General features: G+C 39.8%; 11 protein-coding genes. 8 read left to right on the top strand and 3 right to left on the bottom strand.

What is annotated here, in order from left to right; translation table 11 throughout:
- Positions 1-26: 26 nt before the first annotated feature.
- The 8 genes from ABX891_RS16300 to tldD are packed head-to-tail and all read left to right on the top strand — an operon-like array spanning position 27 to position 10,556.
- Positions 27-1,070 (top strand): rod shape-determining protein, encoded by a 1,044-nt coding sequence (locus ABX891_RS16300; RefSeq protein WP_002958401.1) that lies wholly within the window; start codon positions 27-29, stop codon positions 1,068-1,070.
- On the top strand, positions 1,070-1,912 hold the full coding sequence (gene mreC / locus ABX891_RS16295; protein WP_309168188.1) for a rod shape-determining protein MreC: 843 nt from the start codon (positions 1,070-1,072) through the stop codon (positions 1,910-1,912). Before ABX891_RS16300 ends, mreC begins: the two co-directional genes overlap by 1 nt.
- Positions 1,905-2,384 carry a rod shape-determining protein MreD gene (gene mreD, locus ABX891_RS16290; RefSeq protein WP_002958403.1) on the top strand — a complete coding sequence of 160 codons (480 nt, stop codon included), beginning with the start codon at positions 1,905-1,907 and terminating at the stop codon, positions 2,382-2,384. Before mreC ends, mreD begins: the two co-directional genes overlap by 8 nt.
- The gene (locus tag ABX891_RS16285; RefSeq protein ID WP_002958404.1) at positions 2,384-2,953 is read left to right on the top strand and encodes a Maf family protein; all 570 of its coding nucleotides are present in this window, start codon (positions 2,384-2,386) and stop codon (positions 2,951-2,953) included. The genes mreD and ABX891_RS16285 overlap by 1 nt, the downstream gene beginning before the upstream one ends.
- 1 nt (position 2,954) lies before the next feature.
- Positions 2,955-4,427: a ribonuclease G gene (gene rng / locus ABX891_RS16280; RefSeq protein ID WP_002958405.1), complete on the top strand. Its 1,473-nt coding sequence runs from the start codon at positions 2,955-2,957 to the stop codon at positions 4,425-4,427.
- Positions 4,427-8,281 carry a YhdP family protein gene (locus tag ABX891_RS16275; protein WP_309168192.1) on the top strand — a complete coding sequence of 1,285 codons (3,855 nt, stop codon included), beginning with the start codon at positions 4,427-4,429 and terminating at the stop codon, positions 8,279-8,281. The genes rng and ABX891_RS16275 overlap by 1 nt, the downstream gene beginning before the upstream one ends.
- On the top strand, positions 8,281-9,120 hold the full coding sequence (locus ABX891_RS16270) for a carbon-nitrogen hydrolase family protein (protein ID WP_309168193.1): 840 nt from the start codon (positions 8,281-8,283) through the stop codon (positions 9,118-9,120). The genes ABX891_RS16275 and ABX891_RS16270 overlap by 1 nt, the downstream gene beginning before the upstream one ends.
- Positions 9,117-10,556, top strand: coding sequence for a metalloprotease TldD (gene tldD / locus ABX891_RS16265; RefSeq protein ID WP_024597409.1), 1,440 nt, complete (start codon positions 9,117-9,119; stop codon positions 10,554-10,556). Before ABX891_RS16270 ends, tldD begins: the two co-directional genes overlap by 4 nt.
- A 246-nt stretch (positions 10,557-10,802) precedes the next feature.
- Here tldD and ABX891_RS16260 read toward each other — a convergent pair whose 3' ends face one another.
- The 3 genes from ABX891_RS16260 to gorA form a co-directional block, all read right to left on the bottom strand.
- Entirely contained in the window at positions 10,803-11,639 is an 837-nt protein-coding gene (locus ABX891_RS16260; protein WP_024597410.1) for a mechanosensitive ion channel family protein, read from the bottom strand.
- A gap of 108 nt (positions 11,640-11,747) precedes the next feature.
- Positions 11,748-12,380, bottom strand: coding sequence for a hypothetical protein (locus ABX891_RS16255; protein ID WP_165742883.1), 633 nt, complete (start codon positions 12,378-12,380; stop codon positions 11,748-11,750).
- A gap of 264 nt (positions 12,381-12,644) precedes the next feature.
- Positions 12,645-14,006: a glutathione-disulfide reductase gene (gene gorA / locus ABX891_RS16250; protein WP_165742884.1), complete on the bottom strand. Its 1,362-nt coding sequence runs from the start codon at positions 14,004-14,006 to the stop codon at positions 12,645-12,647.
- Positions 14,007-14,073: the final 67 nt, after the last annotated feature.

The following is a 14,073-nucleotide window of genomic DNA, read 5'->3' as shown; positions in this document are numbered from 1 at the left end:
ACGTATTTCAAAGGTCATCCAGCCTCATGTTTAAAAAACTCCGTGGTATTTTTTCTAACGATCTATCGATCGACTTGGGTACAGCCAATACCCTAATTTATGTAAAAGAAGAAGGTATTGTATTAAACGAACCTTCTGTTGTTGCTATTCGCCAAGAACGCGCTGGTGGACCTAAAAGTGTTGCATCTGTAGGTACAGAAGCAAAACAAATGCTAGGCCGTACACCGGGAAATATTAAAGCAATCCGTCCAATGAAAGACGGTGTAATTGCTGATTTTTATGTAACTGAAAAAATGTTACAACACTTCATTAAGCAAGTGCATAACAATAACTTTATGCGCCCAAGTCCGCGTGTACTAATTTGTGTACCGTGTGGTGCTACTCAAGTAGAAAAACGTGCAATACGTGAATCTGCAATGGGTGCTGGTGCTCGTGAAGTTTACTTAATTGAAGAACCAATGGCAGCAGCTATTGGCGCAGGTTTACCAGTATCAGAAGCAACAGGTTCTATGGTTGTTGATATTGGTGGTGGTACAACTGAAGTGGCTATTATTTCACTTAACGGTGTTGTTTACTCATCATCTGTTCGTATTGGTGGCGATAAGTTTGACGAAGCTATTATTAATTATGTACGTCGTAACTTTGGTAGCTTAATTGGTGAAGCGACAGCTGAAAATATTAAGCATCAAATTGGCTCTGCGTTCAAAACTGATGAGCCAATCGAAATTGAAGTGCGTGGTCGTAACCTTGCCGAAGGTGTTCCGCGTTCATTCACGCTTAACTCACACGAAATCCTAGAAGCTTTACAAGAGCCGTTAATGGGTATTGTGAGTGCAGTAATGGTTGCGCTTGAGCAATCACCACCAGAGCTGGCATCAGATATCTCTGCGCACGGCATGGTACTTACTGGCGGTGGTGCATTGTTAAAAGATTTAGACCGTTTATTAATGGAAGAAACGGGTATTCCGGTTGTTGTAGCTGATGATCCACTTACGTGTGTTGCGCGTGGTGGTGGTAAAGCATTAGAAATGATCGATGTTCATGGTGGTGACGTTTTTAGTTACGACTAATGAAATTAATGTTTGGACGCACAGTCTCTTTGCAACTGCGACTTTTTGTCGCAGTGCTTTTGAGTATCGTACTCATAGTTGGAGACAGATATACGCAAGGTGGTACCGTTGTTCGTACCAGCCTTAATACTCTAGTTAGCCCACTAATCTATGTTGCTAATTTACCCTACGAATTATTTAGCTTAAGTGCTAAAAGCCTGCATACGCGGGATCAACTTCTTACTGAAAACGAAGCGCTGAAAAAAAAGCAAATGCTACAAAGCGAGCAACTTCAGCAGTATCAATTTCTAGCCAGAGAAAATCAAAAACTGCGCGCCTTATTAGGCTCATCTGCAAAGCAATCAAATCGTAAAATTATTGCTCAGGTACTTTCTGTACATTCAAACCCGTATAGTCATCAGGTTGTTATTAACCGTGGTACAACTGACGAGCTTAGTGAAGGCCAAGCTGTAATTGATGAAATGGGTGTAGTAGGGCAGCTTACAAAGGTTGGTTCAACAACTTCACGCGTGCTACTAATGACCGACACCACACATGCCACACCTGTACGTATACTTCGTAACGATGTACGAACGGTTGTTGAAGGCATAGGTAAAATTAACGTCGTTAAGCTCTCTCACGTTCCACACAGTTTAGATGTGCGAATTGGCGATGTACTTGTTACATCGGGTTTAGGGGGGACATTTCCTGAAGGGTACCCGGTGGCAGTAGTAACCGAAATAAATCGTGATGAAGGGCGACCGTTTGCACAAGTTTTTGCAGAACCTATTGCGCAACTAGATCGCATTCGCTTACTGGTTATTTTATGGCGTAATCAACAGGAGCAAATCAGCGATGATTAACCGTTATTCATTGTTAATTGCGCTAAGCATCTTTTTTGCGTTAATAATGGCACTAATGCCACTTCCATTTTCGTTTGAGCCATTTAGACCTGACTGGGTTTTACTTGTACTTATGTATTGGTCGCTAGCAGTACCGCATCGTTTAAATATTGGTACTGCTTGGGTTGTTGGTTTATTAATCGATTTAGCGTCTGGCTCACCGCTGGGCGTGAACTCGCTTACATTCTCGGTATGTATTTTTGTAACCGCGAGCAACTTTCAAAAAATTCGTAACTTTTCGCTTTGGCAACAAAGCCTACTAATTGGTTTATTTTTAACGCTGTATCACTTAATGCAGTTTTGGCTAAATCACTTTTTGTTAGGTGTTTATTTTAATCCACAGTACTTATGGCCAGTAGCAACCGGAATGGTTAGCTGGTTTTGGGTCTTTTTACTACTTCGTAAATATCGCAGACATTTTAGGATCAGGTAATGACTACCGCAGTATATTTGGCATCAGCCTCTCCCCGTCGTAAAGAGTTATTAAGCCAATTAGGTGTCGAATTTACACAGTTTAGTGTTGATGCAGATGAAAGCCCACTTCCAAACGAGCAACCTAGAGCACTTGTTGAGCGTTTAGCGCGCTTGAAAGCCCAAAGCGGTGTAGAGCTTGGATATACCGATCGCCCTGTACTTGGTAGTGATACCGTGGTTGTTATAGATAACGAGTCATTGGGTAAACCTCGCGATAAAAACGATTTTACACACACGTTAAAACGCCTATCGGGTAACACGCATCAAGTTCTTACCGCAGTTGCATTTGCAACGCAAAATGATGTGCTTAGCTGTGTTGTAAGCACAGATGTTACTTTTAAAACCTTAACAGATGAAGAAATTAATGCTTATTGGGAGTCAGGTGAGCCACAAGATAAAGCCGGTGGCTACGGTATCCAAGGTTTAGGCGGCCGCTTTGTAACTCACATTGCGGGTAGCTATTTTTCTGTTGTAGGCTTACCTTTATATGAAACCGAACAATTATTAAAAACATTCTTAAGAAGGTAACATGAGTACAGAATTACTGATCAATGTCACACCGAGCGAAAGCCGTGTTGCCCTAATAGAAAACGGTGTACTGCAAGAAATACAGCTAGAGCGAATCGGTAATCTAGGTATTGTAGGCAATATTTACTTAGGAAAAATAAGCCGTGTACTTCCGGGTATGCAGGCTGCTTTTGTTGATATCGGCCTCGAAAAGGCTGCATTTTTGCATGCATCCGATATTGTAAATAGTGCCTCTATTGTTGAAGGCGTAGACGACGTACCAATAAAAAAAGTACAAGATATTAGAGAGTTAGTTCGTCAAGGCCAATACATTATGGTGCAAGTGGTAAAAGATCCGCTAGGCACTAAAGGCGCAAGGCTCACCACTGATATAACTATTCCTTCTCGCTATTTAGTGTTTATGCCTGATGCGACCCATGTAGGGGTTAGTCAGCGTATAGAAACTGAAGAAGAGCGCTCACGTCTTAAAAAAATAGTCGCAGAATATGGCGATGAAAATGGCAGCTTTATCGTACGTACAGCTGCCGAAGGTGCTAGCGAAGCTGAATTACGACACGATGCCGGCTTTTTAAGAAAATTATGGGAAAAAATAACATCACGTCGTAGAAAAACGAGTAAAGCCAGTATCCTACACGAAGATTTAACGCTTGCCTTTAGAACCCTGCGTGACTACGTAGGCGAAGATATGGAGCGCATTCGCGTTGACTCTAAACTCAGCTATGAAGAACTAAAGTTATTTACAGAAGAGTTTGTTCCACAGCTTTCTCAAGTGCTTGAATACTACCCAGGCGAGCGACCTATATTTGACTTGTTTGACGTTGAAAACGAAATTCAAAAAGCACTACATCGTAAAGTTACGCTAAAATCGGGTGGTTATATAATTATTGACCAAACAGAAGCAATGACGACTGTTGATGTTAATACAGGCGCATTTGTAGGGCATCGTAATTTAGAAGAAACGATTTTTAATACCAATGTAGAAGCAACCTCTGCAATTGCCCGCCAGCTCAGGCTGCGTAACTTAGGCGGTATTATCATTATCGACTTTATCGATATGGTAAGTGAGGATCATAAAAGGCGGGTGCTTCATTCACTTGAATCAGCCCTTGCAAAAGATCGCACTAAAACGAATATTAACGGGCTTTCAGCGCTTGGCCTTGTTGAAATGACGCGTAAACGTACACGCGAAAGCTTAGAGCATATTTTATGTGATGTATGCCCAGCATGTTCCGGTCGTGGTTCACAAAAAACAGTTGAAACGGTTTGCTACGAAATACTACGTGAAATAGTGCGTGTTAACCGAGCATACGCAGCGGACAAGTTTATGGTGTATGCAGCGCCTGCTGTAAGTGAGGCCCTACTAAACGATGAGTATCATAACCTTGCTGAGCTTGAACTATTTATTGGTAAGCAAGTCAATATTCAAACAGAGAGCTTATACAGCCAAGAACAGTTTGATGTGGTAATGATGTAATGAAAGCAAAAGCGGTCTGTTTTTTTTGTTTTAGAAAGTTATGGCAGACCTGCGCCATAATTTTGGTATTACTGGCCGTTATTGTTTCAATTTTAAAATATACCCTCCCGTATGCAAACGAGTACAAAGGTGACATAGAAAGCTATTTACACGAAAAGTTTGAAATAAGCTTATCTATTGGTGAAATATCAGCTAGTTGGCAGGGCAGTGGTCCTGCATTAGTGCTAGAAAATTTATCGTTTAAAGATAACGAAACCGCACCAATATCACTCACCATTGCTAAAACCAGCTTAGAGCTAAACCTATGGGAAAGCTTAAAAGCACTGCAACTTAGATCTAATTATTTTGTTATTAATGGTTTTCATACCAGTGTAAATATCACCAACTTATTTAAAACCGGTGATAACGACGAAGTTTCTTTTGAGCAAAAAGAGCTAATTGAAGAACTGTTTTTGGGTAAAACGGGTCATTTTGCAATAGAAAATTCCAGTATTAACTTTATTTTAGAAGACGGTAAAGAACGTAAATTACTTCTTCAAAACATTGTTTGGCAAAATGAAGATGAGCAGCACCTTGGTAGTGGAAGCCTGGCACTGCCGGGTATTTCGGTCGGAGACTTTGACGCGCGCATAGCACTTACCGGGGATACTCTAGAGCAGGTTGCGGGCGACATTTATGTACAGGCTAATAAGGTCGATGTATCTAATTGGTTAGCGCAATATATAAATACGCAAAAACAACAACTGCATAGCGATATTAATTTACAAGCATGGCTAAAACTAGATAAAGGTTTTGTAAGCGATGTGAAAATGCAGTGGTTACCAAGCTTTGTACGCTGGCAGCGAGAAGAGCAAAGCCACCAAGTTAGTTTGAGTGAAGGTGGATTCCATCTATATCCAGAACAAAATAGCTGGCACTTAAAAAGCACCGGTTTAACATTTAATAGTAACGATAAAACATGGCCAAGTTTAGAGTTTGAAGCCCAACTAGGGCTGCAGAATAAAGTGTGGCTGCATCAAGTTGATTTTGAATTACTGAGTAACCTAGCCGGGCTAAGTAATTTTAATGCACTTGAACCATTTTTAGAACGCCAACCTAGTGGGCAAATAGATCAAGCTTATTTAAGTTTTTCTAATGCACAGCAATGGCAATTATGGTTTGAGGCTAACAATATTGGCTGGCAAGAATTAAGATCGGTGCGAGCAGCGCAAGGACTTAGAGTAAATGGTTTACTTACCCAAAGTAGTGGTCGAATAAATTTATTTGGTGAAAATGGCACATTAGTTACAGGCGAAAGCTTTAGTAACGACATAAATTATAATCAGCTAAATGTAGAGCTAGATTTAGCTAAGCGAGATGATGGCTGGCATATAAGTAGTGACAATATCTGGTTTGATAATGATGAAGTTACTCTTGCTGCAGAATTACAAATTAGTCTAACAGATGATCCTCGATTAGATCTTTACGCAGAAGCATTCGCTCCAGATGCCAATATTGCAGGTCATTACTTCCCATTAAAAGCGATGAGCCCTGAACTTGTTAGCTATTTAAATGGTGCAATTAAAGGCGGAGAAGTATCTAAAGCACAGGTCTTATTTGCAGGGCCTTTGTCTGGTTTCCCATTTACTGATGGTAGTGGTCAGTTTGATGTATTAGCACAAATAGACAATGCAACCTATGAGTTTGACCCTGATTGGCCTGCGGTCACTAATGCTAATGTACAGCTAAATTTTGCTAATGAGCGGATGGACATATATAGCCAGCAAGGCAAGTTGGTTAATTTAGATATTGGTAATAGTGTACAGGTGAGCATTGCAGATTTAATGAATGCTGATGAACTTATTGTGCAAATTGATAAAAAAGCAGAGATGGAAAAGTTATATGACTTTTTTGCAGCGACACCTATTGCCAAACCTCTTGCTGAAATTTTTAAAGTTGTACAGGGCAAAGGCGAAGCCGATGCCAGTATTGAGCTTTTAGTAGGCTCTAAGTTTAAAGGCGGAGCCAGTGTTAGCGGCAAAGTTAATTTAAATGACTTGCCAGTATTTATAGCAACGCCAGGTATTGAGCTTAAAAACTTAACTGGCGAGCTTAATTTTAAAAACGACAACATCACACTTAAAAATGCGACTGCGAAGTGGTTGGGCATGCCGCTAAATATTAATTACAGCAGCAAAAGTGATGCTAAAAATTACCAAGCAAACATAGATATAAACGCCAAAATTGACGCCGATACATTAATTGACAGTGGACAAGGTATATTAAAAAATTATTTAAGCGGGCAAAGCGATGTTGATATTGGTTTAGTACTTAATTTTACCGAACAAGGCTTTAATTACCGTGCACAGGTAAACTCAGAACTACTTGGCTTAACGAGTAACTTACCCGCACCTTATAATAAAAATAGCGAACAAATGTGGGCGCTTGATGCAGTAGTTCAAGGTGATGATATTTCTAATCTCATTACAGCAAACGCTAATCAACAGTTTTACTTTAATGCTATTTTAGAAAATGGAAAATCACAGTTTAGTAATGTCCATTTTGTGCTCGGAAAACAAGACTTAGGATTAAACCAAAAAGACTTAAGCGTAAATATAAATCTTGAGCAGAGTGAATTAGTGCCTTGGTTTGATCTGATAGATCAAATAATTAAAGCAGGTAAATCAAACCCAGATAAAAAATCAAAAGGGATTATGCCACCGCTTAATGAGGTGGTCGCAAATATAGGTATGCTTGATGCGAGTAACATCATCTTTAATGATTTTGAAATGCGTTTAGCACCATCAAAAGACGATTTATACCTAAAGCTAAATGCTAAAGAACTTAGAGCTGGGGTTTTTATTCCTACATCACAACCGAGCATGCCTATACGAATTAATGCCGATTACTTAAGGCTTAATTTTGCACAGCCTAGCGAGCAATTAATTGAAATAACAGATGTACTTCCTGAGGAAGACTTGAGCTGGCTTACTAAAATACCTGCCATTGAGTTTGAATGTAGTGACTGCAAAATTGATCGCTACCAGCTTGATAAAGTGAGTGCGTCATTATTAGGTGATGGCGAGCGCTTATCGATATCAGAACTTGTAATCGATAAAGGAGATCATGTACTGCGCACTAAAGGGCAGTGGCAAAATGGTTTAACAACGCTAAGTGGTGAGCTTAAAAGTGATGATATAGGCGCATTGTTTGGCGAGTTTGATATTACCTCTGCAATTAAGGATTCTAAAGCTGATCTAAATTATGATCTTACTTGGCAAGCAGCACCTTATGATTTTGATGTGAAAACTTTAAGTGGTGAGGTTACTTGGGATTTAGGGGAAGGTCACTTAACTGAAATAAGTGATGGTGGTGCACGCGTATTTTCGCTGTTGAGCCTTGATTCACTCGTGCGCAAACTGAAACTTGATTTTAGAGATGTATTTTCAAAGGGCTTTTTTTATAACAGCATGCAAGGCTCTATGCAGTTAGAAAACGGTATCGCTTACACTAAAGATACTAAAATGGACGGTGTGCCTGCCGATTTAACAATTAAAGGCTACGCAAACTTAAATACGCTAGATATAGATTACGACCTTGCTGTAGCGCCACAAGTAACCTCAAGCATTCCGGTTATAGTGGCATGGATGGTTAATCCAGTAACAGGGCTTGCTGCTTTAGCACTTGATAAAGTTATTCATTCTGCGCGCGTCATCTCAGAGATCAATTTTAAAGTAACGGGTAAAATGAACGATCCTATTGTTCAAGAACTCGACAGAAAAAGTCGTGAAGTTACACTACCTCAAGCTGCGCAAAATCAGCCACAAGCATCAGTCGATTTAAAACTTAAAGATGCACAAGTAACAGTAACGTAATGAACAAAACAGCAAGCATAAGCACACCCACAATAGTTGCCCTACAAATGTGTTCAGGGCTAAACCCTGATGACAACATAGCAAGCTTAAAGCGCGCACTTAAAACTCTGCCAGCAACAAGACCATTACTTGTTTGCTTGCCAGAAGCTTTTTTAGTGTTTAGTAAAAGTGGTAACGATACGTTACGTGTTGCTAAGCAAGTTGATCAATACAAATTACAACTTAGTGAATTGTGCCAACACCATAATATTTGGTTAAATGCAGGCACAATGCCTGAGCTATTTAACGAACATAAGTATTACGCAGCATCGCACTTATATAATAATCAAGGCGAGCTGGTTGCAACGTATAACAAAATACATTTATTTGATGTAACCGTTGATGATAAAACAGGTAGCTATCGAGAGTCAGATTTTACCCAAGCAGGTCGCGATGTAGTGGTTGTTGATTCTCCCTTTGGTAAAATTGGCTTAACAGTATGTTATGATCTGCGCTTTAGTGGCTTATTTAACGAACTAGTACGCCAAGGCGCCGATATTATTTTAGTACCCAGTGCATTTACAGTCCCTACAGGGCAAGCGCATTGGCAACCGCTATTAGCAGCTCGCGCAATAGAAACACAATGTTATGTAGTTGCAGCTGCTCAGTACGGTACACATGAAAATGGCCGACAAACATATGGCCACAGTATTATTATTTCACCTTGGGGCAATACCCTGAGTGAATTGCCAACAGGCACCGGTTTTATAAGCTGCAACGCAGATTTAGACCAGTTACAAAAAATTAGACGAGATATGCCCGTGCAGTCTCATCAACGATTTAGAGAGCATTTATTATGAATTCGGTTGAACAGCATTTACTACAAGACAGCCAGCTAAATAGAGAAGAGCTCGAAAAAACGCTCGCTTACATACATCAGCATAAAGTGGATTACGCCGATTTATATTTTCAATCAAGCCACCACGAATCATGGGTGCTTGAAGACGGCTTAGTTAAAGAAGGCTCTTATAACGTTGAGCGTGGCGTTGGTGTACGTGCTGTAAGCGGCGAAAAAACAGGTTTTTCTTACTCTGATGCAATAAATCTTGAAGCACTTAATAAAGCGGCTACAGCGGCTCGTAGCATCGCAGATGCTGGCGAAGATAGAGCGATTAAAGTATTTAGTGATGTTAAAGCTAAAGAGCAGTTTGCAGCGCATCAGCCAATTTCGAGTATGAGCGATACCGACAAGGTGAGTTTATTACGCGAACTTGAAAACTATATTCGTGAACTAGCACCCGATGCAGAGCAAGTAATTAGCTCAATGTCAGCGGTATACGAAGAAGTATTAATCGCAGCAAGTGATGGTACGTTTGCCACCGATATTCGCCCGCTTATTCGTTTAAACTGCTCAGTGCTGCTTGAAAAAAATGGTCGCCGTGAACGCGGTGGCGCAGGTGGTGGTGCACGTTTAGATTATGGTTACTTTAAAGAGCTTGTTGATGGTAAACCACGTTGGATGGAATTTGCTGAAGAAGCTGTACGCCAAGCTAAAGTAAACCTTGAAGCTATTGATGCACCTGCAGGCACGATGGAAGTTGTACTTGGTAATGGTTGGCCTGGCGTGCTTTTACACGAAGCAGTAGGGCATGGACTTGAAGGCGACTTTAACCGCAAAGGCGCGTCTGCGTTTAGTGGTAAAGTGGGCCAAAAAGTAGCATCTGAGCTGTGTACTGTTGTTGATGATGGCACCATGGCTGATCGCCGTGGGTCACTTAATGTTGATGATGAAGGCACACCAGCCGCTTACAACGTACTTATCGAAAACGGTATTTTAAAAGGCTATATGCAAGATAAGCTAAACGCGCGTTTAATGGGTGTAAATCCTACCGGTAACGCACGTCGTGAGTCTTATGCGCATTTACCAATGCCTCGCATGACTAACACCTACATGTTAGGTGGTGAGCACAGTCAAGCAGATATTATAAGCTCAGTTAAAAAAGGGGTATTCGCGCCTAACTTTGGCGGCGGACAAGTTGATATAACCTCAGGTAAGTTTGTATTTAGCGCATCAGAAGCGTATTTAATCGAAAATGGTAAAATTACCCAACCAATTAAAGGCGCAACGCTTATTGGTAATGGACCAGAAGTAATGCAGCAAATATCTATGGTTGGTAACGACTTAGCACTTGATAAAGGTGTTGGTGTTTGTGGTAAAGATGGTCAAAGCGTACCGGTAGGCGTAGGCCAACCAAGCCTTAAAATTGATCAGTTAACGGTCGGTGGTACAGCTTAAATATTACTCAAGCGCGAAGTGAATTCCTACCTACGTGCTTGATGTTTATTGTAGGTGAGGTTTTACACCTCGCCTTTTAAATATACGCTCACGCAATAGGGCGCGAAATAAATTCGCACCTACGATTTGCATTCTTACTTTGGGTAGGTGAGGTTTTATACCTCGCTTTTTAAATACAGACTTAGAAATAGAGCGCGAAATAAATTCGCACCTACGATTTGTATTTTTACTTTGTGTAGGCGAGGTTTATGCCTCTCCTTCACCTTCTTTATTTTTTTCAGCCTCTTTGTACCATAACGCAAAAAAGCACTCTGTTAATTTGTGCTCTATCTCAAGCGCTTTTTCTGTCGGGCAAAACAAGGTAAAGCTTGCTTTAAATTCACCTAAATCGGTTGTACCAAAGTGAATTACCGGCTCTGGGCCAGATATTTTTGCATCAAGTTTACGCTCAATCATCGAATTATAACGGCTTGCTACTTCTTGAAACTCTTCGCAGTACAGTTTAGCTTGCTCAGTGAGTGTGTCGTGAATAGGGTAAGGGTTAAAGCTCTCTCTTCGGACAATAATAAAATGATGTGTAACAAAGCGTTTTACAAAATTTAAGTTTTTAATAGAGCTGGTAATCAGCTTATTATTAGGTATGTATATGGTTTTTCTTGAAAATTGATAAGTATGTATATCAATTTCATGCATGGTTGTTTTTATCCAATCCGTTTCAGCTACTTCACCAAAGTAATCACCTACTTGTATCCAATCACCCACTCTAAACGGGCGAGTTGTTACGAGGTAAAAAAAGCCTATTACACACTGAATAAACTCACGCGTTGCAAGTACAATCGCCACGGCAAAAGCAGCAATAGAAAGTGCAAAGTTTTGAATTTCGGTCGACCACACAAATAGCAGCGATATCATCATTACAAAATTAATAAAGTGCTTAATATTGTGTGCGATGTAACGGATGTCTTTTTCTTTTTTTTCTGCGCGACTTTTAGCAAGCTTATCAACAAGCACTTTTAGTACAAATGCAATTGTGATCATTACAATTGAAAGAAGAAACGGATGCAGCAATATATCTTTAGTCATGGTATCCAATTAAACGTGAGTTGATAAAAACAGGCTCAGTATATTGATTTATTAAACCAATTAGCAAATTTAGTGTAAAAAAAGTAACCAATAAAAAATTTAGCTACGTTATTGAGTTACTTGATCAGTGCAATGCTTGTGATTTTTAGCCATTCTTTTTCGGCATATGAGTACAAGCTCAATGGCTGAAATAAAAATCAAAGTATAGCCAAGCGTTTCTATACCTTCTTCAACAATGTTTTTTACCGCACGTACATAGTCATCACCCATTACTGAATGCCAAAATGCGCCTTTGCCCATCATTCGCGAAAATGCGAGTAAAGTAACCATGCCTGATAAGCAAATTCCATAACTAGGAGTGAGGCTATAGGCTTTTAAAGCGTTAAAAATACTTCCTCTGTTTGTTATTAAATAAACAAACACGCCAGCTAAAATTGAATAGACGATACTTTGCCAAGCGCCATCAAAAAAGTATAAGTCGAGGTAGGTATCAAACTCTCTCACAAACATCATTGCCGATAACGCAGCTAGTAATACAGCCGGTATTTTGAGTTGAAAGTTAATTCGCGAAGCGTAAAAAAATAAAATACAGCTTAAAAAAGTTAAAACATCTTGCATATGTTCGGTAAGAGTTTCTTCACTGTAAAGTGCATCCTGTTTTAATTCAAACCCTTCAAGTTGAATTAAATGAGCAACACCCGCTAGGCATAATAAATAAATAAAAGATCGCAGTAAAAACATAAATAACCAAGAGAAACTATAAATGCGCGGGATTCTAATCGTTAAAATGCTTTAAAGCCAAAACAAAATTTAAACTTTTAACCTTTTTATTGGTCTAAAATTTTTGCTTTTAAAATAATGGCTTAGATGTTTTTTTAATGTTGAATCGATGTTTTTAATGTGACGTTTTAAGTGGTTTATTGTGCAAAATATAACAAGCATTAAAAAGCCCTTACTAATTACTTAACAAGGGCTTTTTATAATTGAGCGCTTAGAGTTTAGCGCCTAGCGCATAGTAACAAACTCTTCAGAACCTGTTGGGTGAATCGCAACAACGGCATCAAAATCAGCTTTAGTAGCGCCCATTTTCATGGCAACTGCAAAACCTTGAATCATTTCATCAACCGCAAAACCAATACCATGTAGGCCAACTACTTTTTCGTCTGGGCCGGCACATACAAGCTTCATTTTACAAGGTTGGCGATGTTTAGTTACCGCTGTGTACATAGCTGTAAAACCAGATTGGTAAATCTTAACGTTTTCTTCGCCGTATTGAGAAATAGCTTCTTGTTCAGTAAGGCCAATAGTACCAATTGGTGGGTGACTAAATACAACAGTAGGAACTAGGCTGTAATCCATTTTTAAATCATCAGGTAGTTCTTTATTAAATAAGCGTTCTGATAAAGTACGCCCTGCTTTAACTGCTACAGGCGTAAGTTCAATACCGTTTTCGATAATATCACCAACAGCATAAACGTTTTTAGCTGTGGTATTTTGAAACTCATCAACTTTAACAAAACCATCGCTGTTAACTTCTACGTCGGCAGCAGCTACATTAATTGCATCTGTTGTTGGCTGGCGGCCAATGGCCCAAATTACTTGGTCAACGTTATGAGTTTTACCATTATCTAAATGTAGCGTTACAGAGCCATCATCTTCTTTAACTAATTTATGAGGTACAGATTCTGTATGAAGAGTAGGGCCTTCGGCAGCCATAACATCAACAAGGGTTTCAACTATGTATGGGTCAAAGTTACGAAGTGGAGAATGCTTACGAACAAATAAATGTGTTTCAGTACCTAAACCATGTAATACACCAGCAAGCTCAACGGCTATGTAGCCTGCGCCTATTACTGCAACGCGCTTAGGTTGCTCTTTTAGCTCAAAAAAGCCATTTGAATCGATACCGTGTTCAGCACCTTCAATATGCGGAATGCTTGGGCGTCCACCTACTGCAATTAATATATGGTCGGCTGTGTAGTGCTTGCCGTTTACTTCAACTGTTTTATTATCTACAAATTTAGCAAAGCCTTTGATTACAGTAACGCCATTGCTAGCAAGGCCACTGTCATAACCTTTATGAATTCGGCCTATATAGGCTTCACGGCTTTCTACTAACTTGCTCCAATCAAAGCCTTTAACTTCAACATTAAAGCCGTAATCTGGGGCATATAAATTAATTGCTTCAGCAACCTGAGCACCGTGCCACATTACTTTTTTAGGTACACAGCCCACGTTTACACACGTGCCGCCCATGTGTTTTGCTTCTATAAGTGCTACTTTAGCGCCACGCATTGCCGCTCTATTTGCAGAGGCAATACCACCACTGCCACCACCGATTGCAATATAATCAAAGTGTTGTGTCATTTTATGTCCTTAGGCGTTGAGTTTTATGCGCATTAGCATAACATTAAGTTTTAAAAATAAAGAGTGT

The sequence above is a fragment of the Pseudoalteromonas sp. NCIMB 1079 genome (assembly GCF_040567695.1).
GTDB lineage: Bacteria > Pseudomonadota > Gammaproteobacteria > Enterobacterales > Alteromonadaceae > Pseudoalteromonas > Pseudoalteromonas distincta.
This window is presented reverse-complemented; position numbering and strand designations above follow the sequence as displayed.